The 18,617-nt window shown below is 70.8% G+C and carries 15 protein-coding genes; 8 read left to right on the top strand and 7 right to left on the bottom strand.

The genetic code is table 11. The features are described from left to right. The first annotated feature begins 50 nt into the window (after positions 1-50). The gene (locus JYK18_RS42480) at positions 51-986 is read left to right on the top strand and encodes an alpha/beta fold hydrolase (protein ID WP_206809634.1); all 936 of its coding nucleotides are present in this window, start codon (positions 51-53) and stop codon (positions 984-986) included. A gap of 88 nt (positions 987-1,074) precedes the next feature. After that, positions 1,075-1,506 carry a CBS domain-containing protein gene (locus JYK18_RS42475; RefSeq protein WP_206809633.1) on the top strand — a complete coding sequence of 144 codons (432 nt, stop codon included), beginning with the start codon at positions 1,075-1,077 and terminating at the stop codon, positions 1,504-1,506. A gap of 269 nt (positions 1,507-1,775) precedes the next feature. On the opposite strand, the gene JYK18_RS42470 is transcribed toward JYK18_RS42475, so the two are convergent. The 3 genes from JYK18_RS42470 to JYK18_RS42460 all read right to left on the bottom strand — a co-directional run bounded on the left by JYK18_RS42470 (position 1,776) and on the right by JYK18_RS42460 (position 5,441). Next, positions 1,776-2,840 carry a DUF2293 domain-containing protein gene (locus tag JYK18_RS42470; RefSeq protein ID WP_206809632.1) on the bottom strand — a complete coding sequence of 355 codons (1,065 nt, stop codon included), beginning with the start codon at positions 2,838-2,840 and terminating at the stop codon, positions 1,776-1,778. Positions 2,841-2,855: 15 nt separating this feature from the next. After that, a complete protein-coding gene (locus JYK18_RS42465) occupies positions 2,856-3,788 on the bottom strand; it encodes a hypothetical protein (RefSeq protein WP_206809631.1) in 933 nt (310 codons plus the stop codon). Positions 3,789-3,875: 87 nt separating this feature from the next. Next, positions 3,876-5,441 carry a DUF4139 domain-containing protein gene (locus JYK18_RS42460; protein WP_206809630.1) on the bottom strand — a complete coding sequence of 522 codons (1,566 nt, stop codon included), beginning with the start codon at positions 5,439-5,441 and terminating at the stop codon, positions 3,876-3,878. A gap of 135 nt (positions 5,442-5,576) precedes the next feature. Between JYK18_RS42460 and JYK18_RS42455 the strand changes: the two genes are divergently transcribed. The 3 genes from JYK18_RS42455 to JYK18_RS42445 all read left to right on the top strand — a co-directional run bounded on the left by JYK18_RS42455 (position 5,577) and on the right by JYK18_RS42445 (position 9,594). Further along, the gene (locus JYK18_RS42455; RefSeq protein ID WP_206809629.1) at positions 5,577-7,388 is read left to right on the top strand and encodes a Xaa-Pro dipeptidyl-peptidase; all 1,812 of its coding nucleotides are present in this window, start codon (positions 5,577-5,579) and stop codon (positions 7,386-7,388) included. Between the two features lie 114 nt (positions 7,389-7,502). Next, on the top strand, positions 7,503-8,360 hold the full coding sequence (locus JYK18_RS42450) for a M23 family metallopeptidase (protein ID WP_206809628.1): 858 nt from the start codon (positions 7,503-7,505) through the stop codon (positions 8,358-8,360). Positions 8,361-8,520: 160 nt separating this feature from the next. Continuing rightward, on the top strand, positions 8,521-9,594 hold the full coding sequence (locus JYK18_RS42445; RefSeq protein ID WP_206809627.1) for a DUF4192 domain-containing protein: 1,074 nt from the start codon (positions 8,521-8,523) through the stop codon (positions 9,592-9,594). Positions 9,595-9,704: 110 nt separating this feature from the next. Here the strand turns inward: JYK18_RS42445 and galE are convergent, their stop codons facing one another. The 3 genes from galE to JYK18_RS42430 form a co-directional block, all read right to left on the bottom strand. After that, complete coding sequence (galE, locus tag JYK18_RS42440) at positions 9,705-10,706, bottom strand: UDP-glucose 4-epimerase GalE (RefSeq protein ID WP_206809626.1); 1,002 nt, start codon at positions 10,704-10,706, stop codon at positions 9,705-9,707. Between the two features lie 92 nt (positions 10,707-10,798). Next, positions 10,799-11,986: a galactokinase gene (gene galK, locus JYK18_RS42435; RefSeq protein ID WP_206809625.1), complete on the bottom strand. Its 1,188-nt coding sequence runs from the start codon at positions 11,984-11,986 to the stop codon at positions 10,799-10,801. Next, the gene (locus JYK18_RS42430) at positions 11,983-12,678 is read right to left on the bottom strand and encodes a metal-dependent transcriptional regulator (RefSeq protein ID WP_153030725.1); all 696 of its coding nucleotides are present in this window, start codon (positions 12,676-12,678) and stop codon (positions 11,983-11,985) included. Before JYK18_RS42430 ends, galK begins: the two co-directional genes overlap by 4 nt. A 126-nt stretch (positions 12,679-12,804) precedes the next feature. On the opposite strand from JYK18_RS42430, the gene JYK18_RS42425 reads away from it, so the two are divergent. The 3 genes from JYK18_RS42425 to JYK18_RS42415 are packed head-to-tail and all read left to right on the top strand — an operon-like array spanning position 12,805 to position 17,569. Continuing rightward, positions 12,805-13,653: a sulfurtransferase gene (locus tag JYK18_RS42425; RefSeq protein ID WP_206809624.1), complete on the top strand. Its 849-nt coding sequence runs from the start codon at positions 12,805-12,807 to the stop codon at positions 13,651-13,653. Positions 13,654-13,682: 29 nt separating this feature from the next. Beyond that, a complete protein-coding gene (locus tag JYK18_RS42420) occupies positions 13,683-14,855 on the top strand; it encodes an acetoin utilization protein AcuC (RefSeq protein WP_206809623.1) in 1,173 nt (390 codons plus the stop codon). Between the two features lie 2 nt (positions 14,856-14,857). Further along, on the top strand, positions 14,858-17,569 hold the full coding sequence (locus JYK18_RS42415; RefSeq protein WP_206809622.1) for a bifunctional GNAT family N-acetyltransferase/acetate--CoA ligase family protein: 2,712 nt from the start codon (positions 14,858-14,860) through the stop codon (positions 17,567-17,569). Between the two features lie 7 nt (positions 17,570-17,576). Here JYK18_RS42415 and JYK18_RS42410 read toward each other — a convergent pair whose 3' ends face one another. Beyond that, positions 17,577-18,563, bottom strand: a complete 987-nt coding sequence (locus JYK18_RS42410; RefSeq protein WP_242584017.1) for an isopenicillin N synthase family oxygenase — start codon at positions 18,561-18,563, stop codon at positions 17,577-17,579. Between the last annotated feature and the right edge of the window lie 54 nt (positions 18,564-18,617).

Here is an 18,617-nt window from a genome sequence, read left to right as displayed (position 1 = left end):
TGCGCCGGTTCTGGCGCAAAACTGTCGTACCCACGTGCCACCTTCGTCACATGACCACGCGCATCCCCGGCTTCACCACCCGCCGCCTCACCGTCAACGGCACCGACCTGCACTTCGCCACCGGCGGCAAAGGCCCACCCCTCCTGCTCCTGCACGGCTTCCCGCAGACCCACCTCACCTGGCGCTCAGTCGCCCCCGCCCTAGCCGAGTCCCACACCGTCATCTGCCCCGACCTCCCCGGCTACGGCGACAGCGGCCCCCCAAACGCGGCCCACGACAGCGACCCGCCAAGCCCACCCTTCAGCGACAGCGGCCCATCGACCGCGGGCGTCGAGCACTACTCGAAACGGGCGATGGCCACCACGTTCGCCGAGTTGATGACCACGCTGGGCCACCAGCGCTTCGCCGTGGCCGGGCACGACCGCGGCGGGCTGGTCGCGTTCCGGCTGGCGCTCGACCACGCTGACCGGGTGACGCACACGGCCGTGCTCGACGTGCTGCCCGCGGTGGACATCTTCGGCGCGCTGGCCGGTGCGGGCGGGGTGTTCGCCTTCCACCTGTACTTCCTGGCGCATCCGGAACCGTTGCCGGAGCGGATGATCGCCGCCGATCCGGCGGCCTTCTTCGGGCACTTCCTGGACACCTGGACCAAAGTGCCCGGTGCGCTGCCCGAGGCCATCCGTTCGGAGTACCTCCAGGCGCTCAAGGAACCCTCGGTGATCCACGCGATTTGCCAGGACTACCGCGCCGGGGTGTTCTTCGACCTGGAACACGACAAGGAGGACAAAGCACACGGTCGGCGGTTGTCCATGCCGGTACTGGCGATGTGGCAGGACCCGGGCGAGGCGCCCCTGCCGTTCGACCCGGCTGCCATCTGGCAGTCGTGGGCACCAACGCTGACCACAAAAGCGTTGCCCTGCGGGCATTTCCTGCCCGAGGAACGACCGGAGGAGGTGATCACCGCACTGCGTTCGTTGCTCGGCTGACCCGGTGGTGTCCGGTTCGCGACTTTCGTACCCGGCCCGCTGGCCCTAACCTGGTGTGTGAGCCGGGTCACCAGCGGGAGGAGCCTTCATGCGGATCGCCGACGTGTTGCGGAGCAAGGGAAGCCTGGTGGCCACGGTGGCGCCGGAGTCCAGCGTGACCGACCTGCTGGCCGGTCTGGCCGAGCACAACGTCGGGGCGATGGTGGTGCTGGGCGAGGAGGAGAAGGTGGTCGGCATCGTGTCCGAACGGGACGTGGTGCGCCGCCTGCACGACCGCGGGCCGGAGCTGTTGGCCAGGCCGGTGTCGGAGATCATGACCACCCTGGTGGCAACTTGCACCCCGGAAGACTCGGTGGACCACCTGAGCGCCGTGATGACCGAGCGCCGCATCCGGCACGTTCCCGTCGTGGTGAACGGCAGGCTGGCCGGCATCGTCAGCATCGGCGACGTGGTGAAAACCAGGCTCAACGAACTAGAAGAACGCCACGATCAGCTACAGGCCTACATCGCCCAAGGCTGAGGCCCCTCCCCGCAGCCTCGCGGCCCTCACCCCACTCTGACCTGGGGTCCGCCAACCCCAAGGCCAGCGCCCACTTCGACGCCCACCACCCCACCGAACCGACCAGCCACGCCCACAGAGCCGATCGGCCAGCGAGCCGCCGAGGCAACGAGCGGATAGCTTCGCCTGCGGAGTCGGTCGGCCATGCCGCCGAACCGGGCAACCATAGCGGCGAAGTCGACCAGTCGCCGGTCGACCAGTCGCCGGTCGGCCGGCGAACGTCGGGTTGGTCAGCCGCCCCAGCGGGCCACTACGCGGTCGATCGTGGACCGGATGCGTTCGCGGGCTTCGGCTCGGGGGACGCCTGCCATGAGCAGGTCGTCGTAGTCGGTGTCGAGGTGGCGGATCGAGGCGATCACCGCGGCGCGCACGGCGTCCTCGTCCAGTGCCCGCCCCGCGGCGGACCGTCCCACCCGGCCGCTGCCCCGCACGCCCGCGTGTTCGGCGATCGTCCGCGCGCGTTCCTCCGGGCAGCCGGGGAACGAGCGCAGGATGGCCGCGGCCAGTTCCGCCTGGAAATCCGCGTCGGCGCTCACCCGGCGCTCGGCGTCTCGCTCACGACGTCGGGCGCGAACGTCCTCATCGTCGAGGCACCGCTGCTCGGCCCGTTCCAGCGCGTCCTCCTCGACGAGCGTGCCCACGCGCTGGTATCGCTTCCGCCGCCGGTTGAACTCGACCACCACCGCGGACAGCTTGCTTTCCGTCTTCGCCCGCCGCGAGAGCGCCGCGTTCCCCGACGCCAGGAAGCGCAGATGGTCGAAGTCGGCGCAGGCCAGGCAAAGCGTCGTCTGGTCCTCTTCGAACACAAGCTCCGCCACGTCACCGCGAAGTCCGCAGCCACCGCACACCCACGACTTCGCCGCGCGCACGACCACGAGGTCGGGTGCCTTGCTTTGCCGTTCCCGCAACCGTTCCAGCCGCTTTTCCGACAGATCCGCCGAGACCCAGTGCGTGTGGAAGAGCCGTTCGAGCGTTTCGTCGCCGTCGGCGGTGAACCGCAGCGGACGGCGATCGCGCGTGGCGGCGAGGTAGCTCGCCTCGGTGGCGCGCAGCCCGCGCCCGGCCGCCCACTCGCTCAGGTAGTCCAGCGCGGTCCGGACCTTGGCCGCGTCGACGGCCAGGCTGTCGCCGAGATGCGCGGTCTGCCCCCGGCGCCACTCGTCGACCCGCGCCGACGGCAGCCAGCCGAGCGCGTTGAGCACCTCGAGCGGTACCACCTGGTTCTTCGTCTTCAGCGCGATGTCGGCGGCCGAAATCACCCGGCGCTGGATCTTGGGCGGCTCTGGCGTGACCACGGAGAGCGAGCTTACTTACCCCTTCTCGGCGCCCGACAGCACCGGCGCCAGCGCGGCGATGCCCGCGGTGATCGCCTGCGACGCCGTCTCGTAGCTCAGCCGCGACGGCTGGTGGGACAGCAACGCGACCGAGTAGCGCTCACCGACCACGCCCGTGGTGTGCAGCACGACGTGCCCCGCCGCCCGCATCCAGCCCTGTTTGACGCCCCAGGTCGTCTCGGGCAGCGCCGCCGGGATGCCGAAGAACTGGTCGAACCCGTCGGCCGCGCGGTCGTCCGGCCCGGTGAGCGCGGCCAGCAGCACGTCCCGAGCGGAAGCCGGGATCTGGTGGTGGATGTACTCGTAGGTGGCGATCACGTCCTGCGCGCTGAGCCGCGTCATCTCCCATTCGTCCGAGACGGTCGGGGGAGCGGTGTTCACCAGCCCGATCAACGCGCTGGTGTCCCGCACGATGTCGCGACGGCCGCCAGCCGCCCACAGCGCGTCGGCCACACCGTCGTTGCTCGCGCCGAGCAGCTGCGACAGGTTCTCCTTCGCGCGGTCATCCGCCGCCCAGCCCGCGTCGTGCAGGAGGTCGATCGCGATCAGCAACTTGACCACCGAAGCCGAGTAGAACTGCGCGTCGGCGTTCTCGGTGGCCACCGCCGAACGGGTCACCCGGTCGTAGACCGCGAGCCCGAGATCGGTCCCCGGCGCGGCCGACTCCACGGCCGCCACCACCGCCGACGCCAGCTCGGCCCGCATTTCCTCGGTGAGCGGCACCTCCGGCTCCGGCGCGGGGGAGGACGGCGAAACCAAGGTGTCCGGCAGCTGCGCCGACGACGGCAGCGCGATCGTCACCTCGTGCTTCGACGCGGAATCAGGCCCTGTGGCCACCGCCAGCGCGCCCAGTCCGGCCGTCACCGCGAGGGTGGCGACCAGGCCGAACACCACTGATCGGGAGCGCATACCTCCGATATAACCCGATCGAGTGTTTTCCTGCGGTTACCAATTGCTGTCGGTTGCCTGTCCGTTGGGACCGCTCATCCGTCGCGTCTACTCGCGCCAGCCGTGCAGCTCCACCCCCTTCGGCACGTCCACACGGAACGACAGGCTGGCCTCGGCCGAGGCACCCGGCGCCAGTTCGAACCGCCAGGTGACCTCGCCGAGCGAACTCAGCTCTTCGGGATCGGGCGAGGTGCGGACCTCGCGCACCACGATCGCCTCGTCCCGCGAGACCGGTGCCTGGTCCAGCACGGTGATCGGCGCGACGCGAGGCCCGTGGTTGGTCACCGTGATCCGGTACTCGAGCTCACGCCGTCGCGTGCCGGTCAGCGCGGTCTTCGTCGCACTGCGCCGCCGCAGTTCACGCTTCACTCGCAGCCTGTCGTCCACCCCAAGCGCGAGTTCAACCTCCTCGCCCGGTGCCCAGTTGTCCAGCCGTGTGGTGCCGACGAACTCGTTGTCGTGGAATACGGACGCCTTCCCCGGGCGCAGCGTGTGCTCCCCGCCGTTGGTGACCGTCGCGCGCAGGTACGCCTCCTCGGCGAGCACCGGCGCGGTCACGTAGCTCAGCTCCGCGTCGAGACCCAGCGTGGTGATCGTGGTGCGGTGCGCGCCACCGTCCGACGGCACCGCGACCGGCCGGGTGGGCCGGTACGACGCCGCTGCCGCGCCTTGCTCGACCTGCGCCGTCACGTTCGCCATCGGCGCGGCTGCCGGCATCGCCATCTCGGGCGCCGAAGCGCCGTAGCCACCGCCGTGCCCGCCCGCCGCGGCGCCACCCCTGAGCAACGCCGTGGGCTTGGCGCGATCGAGGTACCAGGGCTCCGGCTCAGGCACGTGCACGGTGGCCGCCGGCCGAGCGGTCGACAAGGTCAGTTCGCATTCGGGCCAGTCCTCGCCGGTGTGCTGGGTGACCAGGCCGTACCAGGTGAGCCGCACCCGGTCCTCGTCGAGCCGGATGTCGTAGCCCGACTCCCAGCGCGCGTTGGTGACTACATAGGACAGTTCCAGCTCGATCTCGGCGGTACCGGCGTTCTCGGCGGGTTCGAGCTCGATCACCACCTCGGTGCGGTCGGGTGTCTGGGCCGCCTGCCGCGCCGTGACTTCGCGGTCCACCGCCTCCAATTCGGCCGACAACCGGGCGCGCCGATCGGCCAGCTCGCGGCGACTGGCGAGCACATCGGACAGTTGGGCCGCGAGGGCGTCGCCGATCTCGGCCACACGCGCGGGTTGCGCGCTTCCCGAAGCGAGCGCGTCGGCGAACGACCGGCCGGATCGCTGCGCCAGCGCGCTCAGCAGGTCCGCGCGCCCGGTCTCCACGGCTTCGGCGTCGGTCACCTCGTCGAGCTTCCGCCTGGCCACCCGCTGGCGTTCGAGCAGTTCGTCCAGCTCGCGCTCGGTCGGCCGGGCGAGGTGCTGGGGCCGGACGTCCACGCCGACGATGGACGCGGGACCGATTCCCGAAGCACGCACCGAGTCCGGCAACAAGCCACGGGGCAGACCGCCGACCGTGAACCGGCCGTCGCCGCCCAGTTCGGTTCGTGCCCGGCGAACGATCCTGGCGTGCTGCGGGTAGACGGTGACGGCGACGATCGGGGCGCGCACGGAGGTCGGCATGAAACCCGACGCTAGCCCAAACGCGGAGGGCCCGTGCCGTCTTTCGTCGGTTAACGCTGGGAAGGGCTTGACACCCCTGTCAGCCGGAGCAACTGTCATCGCAGTCCTTTCACCACACCTTCACAGGGGGTCCGTGTGAGATCCGCACGCCTTGCCGCTGTGCTCGTCGGTTTGCTGCCGATGGCGCTGGTGCAGCCCGTCAGCGCCCAAGCCGCCCCGCCCACCGGGCCGGTCTTCGAGAACGGTCAGGCGCAGCCCGTGTTCGACCCGGCCGACATCGTCCGGGACAACGTCTGGGTGACCGCGCCGGTCGACAGCGACCGCGACGGCAAGAACGACGAGGTGCACGTCGAGGTGGTGCGCCCGAAGGCCACCCAGAACGGGCTCAAGGTGCCGGTCATCTACCAGGCCAGCCCGTACTACGCCGGTGGCAACGACGTGGCGAACCACAACGTCGACGTCGAGCTCTACGTGCCGGGCCAGCCCGCCCCTGCCGCCGGCCCGCGTGGCCGGACCGCCGAGGTCGGCCCGTACGCCGCGCCGATCACCTGGCGCTACGAGTCCTATTTCACCTCGCGCGGCTTCGCCGTGGTGTACGGCGAATCGCTCGGCAGCGGCCAGTCCACCGGTTGCCCGACCACCGGTGGCGAGAACGAGACCATCGGCGCCAGGTCCGTGGTCGACTGGCTCAACAACCGGACTTCCGCGCGTGACTCGGCCGGTACCGCCGCGAAGGCGGACTGGACCACCGGGAAGACCGCGATGATGGGTGTGTCGTACAACGGCACCCTGCCGAACGCGGTGGCCAGCACCGGGGTCGAGGGCCTCGAGACGATCATCCCGATCGCGGCGATCTCCAGCTGGTACGACTACTACCGCGAGGACGGCGCCGTGGTCGCGCCCGGCGGTTACCAGGGTGAGGACGCCGACGTGCTCGCCGAGTACGTGCACACGCGCGCCGATCGCGCGGTGTGCCGCCCTGTGCTCGACGAACTGGCTGCCGAGCAGGACCGGATCACCGGCGACTACAGCCCCTTCTGGGACGAGCGGAACTACCTCAACGACGTGGACCAGGTGCGCGCCTCGGTGCTCGCGGTCCACGGCCTCAACGACTGGAACGTGACCACCAGCCAGGTCACCAAGTGGTACGAAGCGCTCAAGGCCCACGGCGTGGAGCACAAGATCTGGTGGCACCAGTCCGGTCACGCCGACCCGTACTCCCTCCGCAAGGAGGAGTGGCTGGCGACGCTGAACAAGTGGGTCTCGCACTACCTCTACGACCTCGACAACGGCATCGAGAAGGAGCCGAAGTCGACCGTCCAGCGCGAGAACGGTTCCTGGTCCGACGAGGCCGAGTGGCCGGTGCCCGGCACCACCGATGCGAAGATCTACCCGTGGCCGGGCGGCAGCGCCCGCGGCAAGCTCGACCCGCGAAACAAGCTGCCTGGCCGTGCCCAGGTCGAGCGGCTCGCCGATGACGCCACGAAGACCGTGGAGCAGCTCACCGACCTGCCCAGCTCGGGCAACCGCCTGGCCTACTCGACCACCGAGGCGCGGCAGCCGGTGCGGCTGAGCGGTACGGCGAAGGTGGACCTGAGCGTGTCGTTCGACCGGCCCGCGGCCAACGTGACCGGCGTGCTGGTCGACCGCGCGCCGAACGGCAAGTCCACGGTGATCACCCGCGGCTGGACTGATCCGCAGAACCGCACCGATCCGGCCCGGACCCAGCCGATCGAGCCGGGCAAGTCGTACAACGTGTCGTACGAGCTGCAGCCGGACGACTACCTGCTGGCCGCCGGCCACAAGCTGGAGTTCGTGCTGCTGTCCAGCGACCACGACTTCACGCTGCGCCCAAAGCCGGGCGCCGGGGTGGCGATCGACCTGACCAAGACCTCGGTCACCCTGCCGGTGCTCGGCGGCAAGGAGGCACTGCGCGCCGCCTTCTAGGGGATTCACTGCAAAACGGGCCGTTCCGCTGGCGGGGCGGCCCGTTTTGTACGGAACGTGTACGCGCGATCGCTTGGCTGGTCGCCGACGAATCCCCGTATCCCGGAGGTATCGATGTCTGTGTTGAGACGGCTCGCGGCGGCGGCCGCCACCCTCGCGCTGCCGGCGCTGGGCCTGGTGGCGACGCAGGGCACCGCTTCGGCCGCACCCAACTTCCAGGTGCCGTTCAAGTGCGGCGTCACCGTCACCGCGGCCACGTTCAGCGGGCACAACCCGGCGAACTCGGTCGACTTCCAGAAGTCGGGCATCACCGGCATGCCGGTCCTCGCCTCGGCCGCCGGGAAGGTGACCGTGGTCGGCAACGAGGGATCGACCAGCTACGGCCGGTGGATCGAGATCGACCACGGCAGCGGCTGGCGGACTCGCTACGCGCATCTCTCCTCCCAGGAGGTGTCGGTCGGCCAGCAGGTCGCGCTGGGTAAGCAGATCGGCAAGGCGGGGGCGACCGGCGGCGTCACCGGCCCCCACCTGCACTACGAACAGCGGCTGAACGGCGTGGCGCAGAAGGCGAAGCTGAACGGCGTCGCGGTGCCGTACTACGCGAAGACGAACTTCACCAGCAAGAACAACTGCGGTGGCGGCGGGGGCAACCCGTACACCCCCGAGCAGGTCTGCGGCGCGGGCTTCGACGTGGTCGACTCGGCCAACCTGGGCACCTCGGGCATCGCGTATCTCCTTTACAACGCGGACAACTCGAACAACTGCGTGGTCACGCTGAAATCGGTCTCGCTCGGTACGGCTTCGGCCACCTCGGCGTTCCTGGAGGTGCAGGGTTCGGCCAGGGTGACCGACTCGGGCAACTTCACCTATTACGCCGGCCCGGTCAAGAAGGCGGCGGCCAAAACCTGCGTGAAATGGGGCGGCTCGGTCGGCTCGGCGACCTACACAAGCCCCTTCGAACACTGCGACTGACATCAAGGTCCTGATGGGGCATTGCTCGCTTACCTGGCGAGTGGTGCCCCATTTCCTTGGCGATGCCAGCTTACCTCACGGCGGCGGGTGCCTCGCCGAGTTATCCACAACGCACCCACTTGTCCACAATTTCCCGGCTCGATCCCCACGCCCTCGCCGTTTGCCGCACAGTCGACCCATGGCAACGTCCACGCGCCCCGCCGCTCAGGGCCGGGTCAACCTCAACCTCAGCAGCGACCCCGGCGAACTGATCGCCGCGGTTTCGCCGATCCTCGGCTTCCGGCCGGCGAATTCCATCGTCGTCATCGCGCACAACCGTGGTGAGCGCGGGCGCCCCGGCTCGATCGGACACCTCGTCCGGAGCGATCTGCCGCCGCCCGAATACGCCCTGGCCGCGGCGGAAAGATTCGTGCCGATCGTCAGTGGCAAATTCCGTGTCACCGTGCTCGTCATCGGCGGGGAGTCCAAATTCGCCTGTGAGGAATTCGTTGAAGCGGCTCAAGAACGGTTCACCGTGGCCGGTGTGGGAGAAGTGCATTTCCTGTGGCTGAAGGAAATCCGCACGGGCGAACCGTGGCACTGCTACCACGAACCGGACTGCGGTGGGGAATTGCCCGATCTCGAGGGCGGCCGGATCGCGGCGGTGGCCGCGAGCGCGGGTTTGGTCACCTTCAGCAGCCGGGAGGCCAGCGTGGCCAGGCTGGACGCGGTCGATCCGGAGGCGATCGCCCGGCGTTCCCGCCAGCTCGACGCGGCAGCCGACAAAGCCGAACCGGACTCGCGAACGATGGTGCCGGAGCAGGGTTTCGCCGTCGTGCGGGACGCCATCCGCCGTGCCCATCGCGGCAGGCTCGAACTGACCGACAAGGACGTGCTCGACCTGGTTTTCGCCATGCAGAACACCGAGGTCCGTGACGCGTGCCTCGCAGTGGCGGTACGACCGCGCGAGCAGGTCGGGATGGCGGCCGAGCAGGTGTGGCTGACGCTGGTCCGAGAATGCCCGCCGCCGGAGCGCGCGCAGTTCGCCACCCTGCTCGCGTTCAGCAGCTACCTGCGCGGCGACGGCACCTTCGCGGGTATGGCCGTGGACAACGCACTGGCCGCCGACCCCGGGCACCTGCTGGCGGGGCTGCTGTCCAGGGCGATGGAAGCGATGCTGCCGCCGGACCGCCTCGCTGACCTCGGCCGCGCGAATCCGGCGCTTGACCTGGACCTTTTCACAGACCGCGCCTAGTTGTACTCGGCTGTTGGTGGCCGCCGGCCGAGTGCGCTGTGGCGATGTTGGATGGTGTTTGAAAACTGAATCCGGTGCCACCGCGGGATGCGGTGACACCGGCCGGGTGCTCAGGCGGGGTTCGCGGCGCCGCGGCGTTCCTGGGTGAAGCGCCAGGCGTCGGCGACAATGCCGGTCAGGTCGGCGCGCTGGGGCTGCCAGCCCAGCTCGGCGCGGGCCCGGTCGCTCGCGGCCACCAGCACCGCCGGGTCACCGGCGCGGCGCGGGGCGACCATGGCGGGCACCGGGTGGCCGGTCACCTCACGGCAGGCCTCGATCACCTGCCGCACCGAGAAGCCGGTGCCGTTGCCGAGGTTGTAGATGCGGTGCTCACCGGCGGTGGCGTGGCGCAGCGCGAGCAGGTGGGCGTCGGCGAGGTCGGCGACGTGGATGTAGTCGCGGACCGCGGTGCCGTCCTCGGTGGGGTAGTCCTCGCCGTAGATCTGGATCTGCTCGCGGTCACCGGTGACCACCTGCAGCACCAGCGGGATCAGGTGGGTCTCGGTGCTGTGCCGCTCACCGATGCTGCCGTAGGCGCCGGCCACGTTGAAGTACCGCAGGCTCATCGCGGCCAGGCCGTGGGCCCGCGCGTAGGTGGTGATGGCGTTGTCCACGGCGAGCTTGGTGGCGCCGTAGGTGTTCGTCGGCCGGGTGGGGGCGGTCTCCGCGATCGGCGACACCTCCGGCTCGCCGTAGGTGGCCGCGGTGGAGGAGAAGACCAGCCGGGGGGTGCCGTGCTCGCGCATGGCGTCCAGCAGCTTCAGCGAGGTGACCACGTTGCCGTGCCAGTACCGGGCCGGGTCCTGCATGGACTCGCCGACCAGGGACTTCGCGGCGAAGTGCAGCACGCCGTCGAAGCCCTCGGCCAGCAGGGTGCGCAGCGTGTCCGCGGCGTCGCCCTCGACGAACCGGGCACCTTCCGGCACCGCGTCGGCGTGGCCGGTGGACAGGTCGTCCACCACGGTGACCTGGTGGCCGGCCTCGAGCAGCCGCTGGGTGCAGACACTGCCCACATAACCGGCGCCGCCGGTGACGACCAGCTTCAGAGGCGTGTTCGGGGTGTCGGTAGGCATCTGCTCGGTGGCCCTTCCAGTACGTGCGGTTACGGGTTCAGGTGGCGGAAAGTCTCCACCCTGACCGACGTTCCGGCGCAGCCGGGGTTGCCTTACCCGGCCCAGGTGCTGGGCGGGTCCTGGTGCGCGCCGGGCGACGGCACGGCGACGAACGTGCGGGGTGCCTTGAACTCCGCGCGCTCGAACTCGGCCTTGACGTTCGCCTCGACCTTGGCCAGTTCGGCCTCGGGCACCAGCGCGATCGCCGAGCCGCCGAAGCCACCGCCGGTCATCCGGGCACCCAGTGCGCCCGCCGCGCGGGCCGACTCGACGGCGACGTCGAGTTCCGGGCAGGAGATCCGGTAGTCGTCACGCATGCTGACGTGGGAGGCGTCCAGCGAAGGGCCGATCTCGGCCAGGCGACCGGCCTTGAGCAGGGCGACCACGTCGAGCACGCGCTGGTTCTCGGTGACCACGTGCCGCACCAGCGGGCGCAGTTCCTCGGGCAACCGGGCCAGTGCGTGGTCGAGGCCGTCCGGCTCGATGTCGCGCAGGGCCTTGAGGCCGAGCAGGTCGGCGGCGCGTTCGGTGCCGCGGCGGCGGTCGCCGTAGCCGGAATCGGCGAGGGTGTGCTTGGCGCGGGTGTCGATCACCAGCACGCGCAGCCCGGCCGCCTCGGCGTCGAAGGGGACCTGCTCGATCTCGCCGGAACGCACGTCCAGGAACAGCGTGCAGCCGTCGACGCAGCGCATCGAGGCGGTCTGGTCGAGCACGCCGGTCGGTACGCCGACGAACTCGTTCTCGGCGCGCTGGGCGAGGCGGGCGATCTCGGTGCGGCGGTGCTCGTCGGGGTCGGGTTCACCGGCCGCGCCGAGCAGGGCGAGGGCCACGGCACATTCCAGGGCGGCCGAGGAGGACAGCCCGGCTCCGGTGGGCACGTCGCCGGCGAGCACGATGTCGGCGCCGCGCTCGTAGCCCTGCGAGCGCAGCACCCAGGCGACACCGGCCGGGTACGCGGCCCAGCCTTCGAGCTGGCCCGGCTCGAGCGTCGGGATGTTCATCGGGTCGGCCTGCTGCACCCGGCCATCCGAGCCAAGGGTGGCCACGGTGAGCTGCTCGTCGTCACGCGGCGCGACGGCGGCGGCGAGCCGGTGCGGCAGGGCGAAGGGGAGCACGAACCCGTCGTTGTAGTCGGTGTGCTCCCCGATCAGGTTCACCCGGCCGGGGGCGGAGAAAACCCCGATGGGCTCCTTCCCGTGCAGTGAGCGGAACGTGGCGGCGGCGTCACTGGCCGCGCTCACCGTGCCTGCGCCAGTACCGCGTGCAGGACCGAGGGCGCGACCTGGACGCTGATGCTCTCGCCGGTGATCTCGATGGTGGAACCGGCGCCGTTGGCCCGGCTCACGCTGACCGTCTGGCCGGGGACCAGGCCGACCGAGTTCAGCTCGGTCATCAGGGTTTCGTCCTGCTGCACGTGCTCGGCGATCCGGCGGATCTCCACCTTGCCGCCACCGGCGCGGGCGAACTCGTCCAGGCGGACCAGGTCGGCCTCGGCGTCGGGGGCCGGGTCACCGGCGCCCAGCTTGTCCAGGCCGGGGATCGGGTTGCCGTACGGGGAGGTGGTCGGGTTGTTGAGCAGCTTGACCAGCTTGCGCTCGACCGCCTCGCTCATCACGTGCTCCCAGCGGCACGCTTCCTTGTGCACGTGCTCCCACTCGAGGCCGATCACGTCGAGCAGCAGGCGTTCGGCGAGGCGGTGCTTGCGCATGACCGCGATCGCCAGCTCACGGCCGTGATCGGTGAGCTTGAGGTGCCGGTCGTCGGCGACGATGACCAGGCCGTCGCGTTCCATCCTGGCGACCGTCTGACTCACCGTGGGGCCACTCTGCTGGAGACGCTCGGCGATGCGGGCGCGCAGCGGAACGACGCCCTCTTCCTCGAGCTCGTAGATCGTGCGCAGGTACATCTCTGTGGTGTCGATGAGCTCGTTCACTTCTGTCCCCTTCGTCCGCGTCCCTCATGGTAGTCGCTTTCCCCGACGACTACGGCAGGTGACCTGGAAATCCCCGGTCGGGCGGCCGGGCTGCGCGGGCCGCCCTGCCTGCTGGAAGATGGCCGCATGTCCCCCTTGATCACGACCGCGGAGCTGGCCGGCCTGCTGGACGGCCCGCTCGATTCGCGACCCACCGTATTGGATGTCCGCTGGCGTCTCGCCGGGCCTCCCGGGGTCGAGTCGTTCCGTGCCGGGCACATCCCCTCGGCCGTGTTCGCCGATCTCGACACCGCGCTGGCCGCGCCGCCGGGGGAGGGCGGCAGGCACCCGCTGCCCGAGCCCACCGCGCTGCAGGAAGCACTGCGCCTGGCCGGGGTGGACGAGGGCAGGCTGGTGGTCGCCTACGACGATGCCGACTCGTCGGTGGCGGCGCGGGCCTGGTGGCTGCTGCGCTGGGCGGGGCACGCCGAGGTGGCCGTGCTGGATGGCGGGTTCGCCGCGTGGGAGGCCGAGGGCAGGCCGGTGACCACCGAGGAAGAGGCGCCTCTACCGGGCAACGTCGTGGTGCGGCCGGGTGGCATGCCGGTGTTGAACGCCGATGAAGCAGCCGAGCTGGCACGTGACGGCGTGCTGCTGGACGCTCGCGCTCCGGAGCGGTACGCGGGCGAGACGGAGCCGGTCGATCCGCGGGCCGGGCACATCCCGGGCGCGCGCAACGCCCCGTTCAGCGCGCACTCCGACGGCGACGGGCACTGGCGCACGCCCGAGGAGCTGGCCCGCCACTTCGCCGACCTCGGGGTGGGAACGATCACGCCGGTCGGTGCGTACTGCGGCTCGGGGGTGACCGCCAGCTCGGTGGTGCTCGCGCTGGAGATCGCCGGGCACCCCGCGCCCGCCTCGCTCTACACCGGGTCCTGGTCGCACTGGTCGCGTGATCCGGAACGGCCGGCGGCCACCGGTCACGAGCCCGGCTGAGCGCCCGCGCACGCACTAGGGTTTCGGGCATGCACCCCTCCGCCGTCGTCTGGGATCCCGCGCTACTGGGCTACGACCTGGGTGGTGAGCACCCGTTCAACCCGGTCCGCCTGGAGCTGACCATCCGGCTCGCCCGTGAGCTGGGCGTGCTCGAGGACGTCGAGTTGCTGGTGCCGGAGGCGGCCACGGAGAAAGAGCTGTACCGGATCCACGTGCCCGAGTACCTGGAGGCGGTCAAGCAGGCGCCGATGGTCGGCTGGGACGTCGGGCACGGGCTCGGGACCACCGACAACCCGGTGTTCTCGGGGATGCACGACTCGGCGGCGCTGGTGGTCGGCTCCACCCTGCTCGGCGCGCGCAAGCTGGCCGAGGGCGAGGCCGATCGCGCGGTCAGCATCGCGGGCGGGCTGCACCACGCGATGCCCGACCGGGCCGCCGGCTTCTGCGTCTACAACGACTGCTCGATCGCGATCTCGTGGCTGCTGGACCACGGGTTCGACCGGATCGCGTACGTGGACACCGACGTGCACCACGGTGACGGGGTGCAGGCGGCCTTCTACAACGACCCGCGGGTGCTGACCGTCTCGCTGCACCAGCACCCGTTCACGTTGTGGCCCGGCACCGGCTACTCGGCGGAGACCGGAGCGGAGGGGGCCGAGGGCACCTCGGTGAACATCCCGCTGCCGCCGCACACGCGGGATCCCGGGTGGTTGCGCGCGTTCCACGCGATCGTGCCGTCGCTGCTGGAGCAGTTCCAGCCGCAGCTGCTGGTCACGCAGTGCGGGGTGGACTCGCACGAGGAGGATCCGCTGGCCGACCTGTCGCTCTCGGTCGACGGGCACCGCGAGATCTACCGGACGCTGCGCGAGCTGGCGCAGCGGTACGCAGGGGGCAAGTGGCTGGCCGTCGGCGGTGGTGGTTACCAGCTGATCCGCGTGGTGCCGCGGTCGTGGACGCACTTGCTGGCCACCGTGCTCGACCGCGACGTGAGCCCGGAAACCCCGTTGCCGCCGGGGTGGCGGGACACGGTGAGCCGGGCCGCGCCCGAGGCCGAGCTGCCGTTGAAGATGACCGACGAGGCCGACACCACCCACCGCCCGTGGGGCGACGGGCAGGACGATCCGGTGGACATCGCCATCCGCGACACCCGGCGCGCGGTCTTTCCCTTGCACGGGCTCGATCCGGACGATCCGAGGGACTGAGGATGAGCACCGAGAACGACTCGGCGGAGCCCGATCTGCGGGAGTCCTACGACTACCCGCGGCACTGGGAGGCCGACGTCCTGCTCTCCGACGGCGGCACCGTCCACCTGCGACCGGTGGTGCCCGACGACGCGGACGGGCTGGTCGCGTTGCACGGCAGGCTCTCCGAGCGCACCCGGTACCTGCGGTACTTCGGCGCCTACCCGCGCATCCCGCAGCGCGACCTCGAGCGGTTCTCGCGGGTGGACCACCACGACCGGGTCGCGTTCGCGGCGATGCTGGGCGACAACATCGTCGCGGTAGGGCGGTACGAGCGGCTCGACCGGGGGCCGTCGGCCGAGGTGGCCTTCGTTGTGGACGACGCGCACCAGGGGCGCGGGCTCGGCTCGATCCTGCTGGAGCACCTCGCCGCGGCGGCGTCCGAGCGGGGGCTGCGCCGGTTCGTGGCCGAGGTGCTCGCCGAGAACCCGCAGATGGTGCGGGTGTTCCGCGACGCCGGGTACCAGGTCAGCCGGGCGATCGAGGAGGGCGTGCTGCACCTGGAGTTCGACATCGACCCGACTGAGGAGTCGCTGGCGGTGGCGCGTTCGCGTGAGCAGGCCGCCGAGGCCCGGAGCGTGCACAACCTGCTGCACCCTCGTTCGGTCGCGGTGATCGGGGCGTCCACCGATCCGACCAAGATCGGGTACGTGGCGCTGACGAACCTGCTCACCGCGGACTTCGCCGGCACCGTCTACCCGGTCAACCCGGAACACCGGTCGGTGCGCGGGGTGCGGGCCTATCCGTCCGTTGTGGACATTCCCGACCCGGTGGATCTCGCGGTGGTGGCGGTGCCCGCCGACCAGGTCGAGTCGGTGCTCGACGGGGCGCTGGAGAAGGGCGTGAAAACCCTGCTGATCGTCTCCGGCGGGTTCGCCGAGGCCGGGCCGCACGGGTTGCACGCCGAACTGCGGCTGGTCGGCGAGGCCCGTGCGCACGGGATGCGGGTGGTCGGGCCGAACGCGCTCGGGGTGCTCAACACCGACCGGACCGTCCGGCTCAACGCCACGCTCGCGCCGCGGCTGCCGGCGAGCGGGCGGGCCGGGTTCTTCTGCCAGTCGGGTGCGCTGGGCACCGCGATCCTCGCCGACGCCGAGGCACGCGGGCTGGGGCTGTCGACCTTCGTCTCGGCGGGCAACCGGGCCGACGTCTCCGGCAACGACCTGCTCCAGTACTGGGAAACGGACCCGGGTACCGATCTGGTGCTGCTGTACCTGGAGTCGTTCGGCAATCCGCGCAAGTTCGCCAGGCTGGCGCGGCGGCTCGGGCGGACCAAGCCGATCGTGGCGGTGAAGTCGGGGCGTCACGCGGTGCGGCCGCAGCTCGCCGCGACCTCGGCCGAGGTGGACGAGGCGAGTGTGCAGGCGCTGTTCGAGCAGGCCGGGGTGGTGCGGGTGGACACGCTCGCCCAGCTCTTCGACACCGCGCTGGTCTTCGCGCACCAGCCGCTGCCCGCGGGGCCGCGGGTCGGCATCGTGGGCAACTCCAGCGCGATCGGGCTGCTCGCCGCGGACACCGCTCGGGCGCAGGGGCTGCGGCTCGCGTTCGAACCGGTGGACGTCGGACCGCAGGCCTCGCCGGAGGAGTTCGCCGGTGCCGTGCGCGAGGCGCTGAACTCGGCTGAGACCGACGCGCTGGTGGTCGTTTTTGTGCCGCCGCTGGCGATTCCGGGCACCACCTACGCCCGCGCGCTGCGTGAGGTGGTGCAGGAACTGCGCAAGGAGAAGCCGATCGTCTCGACCTTCCTCGCCGCGGAAGGGGTGCCGGACGAGCTGGCCGTGCGCGCGGACGACGGGGCGCCCACCCGTGGTTCGGTGCCTTCGTACCCGAGTCCGGAACGCGCGGTGAACGCGCTGGCGCGGGTGATCCGGTACGCGGCGTGGCAGCAGCGGCCGCAGGGGGCGCTGACCCGGCCGGCCGGACTGCACGTCGAGCAGGCACAGGTGATCGTGAACGAGATCCTCGGCACGGAGGACGGGCAGACCACCGTGCTCGCCGACGAGGACGTGGTGCGGCTGCTCGGCTGCTACGGCATCGAGGTGGTGCCGTTCCAGGTGGTGTCCTCCGCCGACGAGGCGGTCGCGTCGGCGGCCGAACTGGGTTACCCGGTGGTGCTCAAGGCGGTGGACGAACGGCTGCGCGGGCGGCCGGACCTGGCCGGGGTGCGGCTCGACCTGTCCGCCGAGGACTCGGTGCGCGCCGCCTACCGCGACCTGCGCGAGGTCTCCGGCGAGGACGACATGTACGTGCAGGCCATGGCGCCCAAGGGCCTGTCGTGCGTGATCGGGCTGCAGGACGACCCGTCCTTCGGCACGCTGGTCTCCTTCGGCCTGTCCGGGCTGGTGAGCACGTTGCTGGGGGACCGGGCCTACCGGGCGGTGCCGCTGACCGACGTGGACGCGGCGACGCTGATCCGGGAGCCGCGGACCGCGCCGCTGCTCACCGGTTACCGCGGTGACGAACCCGCCGACCTGGCCGCGCTGCAGGACCTGGTGCTGCGGGTGGCGGCACTCGCCGAGGACAACCCGGAGGTCCGGTCGCTCGTGCTGGACCCGATCCTGGCCTCGCCGGACGGTGCCTTCGTGGTCTACGGCCGGGTGGTGCTCGGGCCGCCACCTTCCCGCCCGGACACCGGTCCGCGCCGCCTTCGCCCGATCAACGCGCCGCGGGATTGAGCGGGGTTCAGTGCTGCTCGGCCGCGGTGAGCCACCAGCGGTCGGCGACGCGGGGGTGTGAGCGCAGCCAGCCGAGCAACGCGTTTTCCCCGTAGGCGGCCAGAAGCGGGTTGTTCTCGTCCTGGGTGACGCCGCGGGCGGCGGCGGCCAGGTCGGGCGGTAGGTCGATCGGCTCGATCACCGCGTCCAGGCGCGGGGCGAGGAAAAAGGGGATGGAATAACGATCGACCTCGGCGGGTGGGCTGAGGACGCGGTGCTGTGTCGCGCGCAGGTAGCCGTTCGTGGCGATTTCCAGCATTTCGCCGATGTTCACCACAAAACTGTCCGGGATCGGGGTGGCGTCGATCCAGGCACCGTCCGCGGTCTGGACCTGGAGGCCGCCGACTTCGTCCTGTTGCAGGAGAGCGAGGAAACCGTAGTCCTTGTGCGAACCGACGCCCTGGTCGGTGCCACCGGGTTCGCGGGGCGGGTAGTGCACCACCTTCAGGTGCACCGCCGCTTCCGCGTCGAACCAGCGGTCGAAATACGTCAGTTCCTGGCCGAGCGCGACGGCCAGTGCCCGCAGCACCTCACGGGCGACGCGCAGCGCCTCGGACTGCCAGAGCAGCACCACGTCCCGCAGTTCGGGCAACGCCGACGGCCACTGGTTCGGGCCGATCAGGCGCAGGTACGGGGGATCGCTCTCGGTCAGGTCCAGCGCGGGCCGCTCGGGGCCGATGTCGAGTTGCTCGCGCCAGTCCGCGCCACCGGCGGTGTGCTCCGTGCCGGTGCGCGTGTACCCGCGGAATTGGGGAGAATGCACATTCTCGATTTCCAGCCGCTGCGCCTGGGGCAGGGCGAAGAACCGCCGCGCCGAATCGACGACCGCCTGGGTGGTTTCCGGGGCGACGCCGTGTCCGACGAGGTAGAAGAAACCGACTTCGTGCGCGGCGTGGCGCAGTTCGGCCAGGAATCGTTCCCGCTGCCTCGGCACCCGGAAACGGGACAGATCCAAGATCGGCAGTGTGTTCACCCGACTCAGGGGAGCACGAAGCCGCGGAATCCTGCC

The sequence above is a fragment of the Amycolatopsis sp. 195334CR genome, assembly GCF_017309385.1.
Taxonomy (GTDB): Bacteria; Actinomycetota; Actinomycetes; order Mycobacteriales; family Pseudonocardiaceae; genus Amycolatopsis.
The sequence above is the reverse complement of the archived record's forward strand: the minus strand, read 5'-3'. Positions and strand labels throughout refer to the sequence as shown.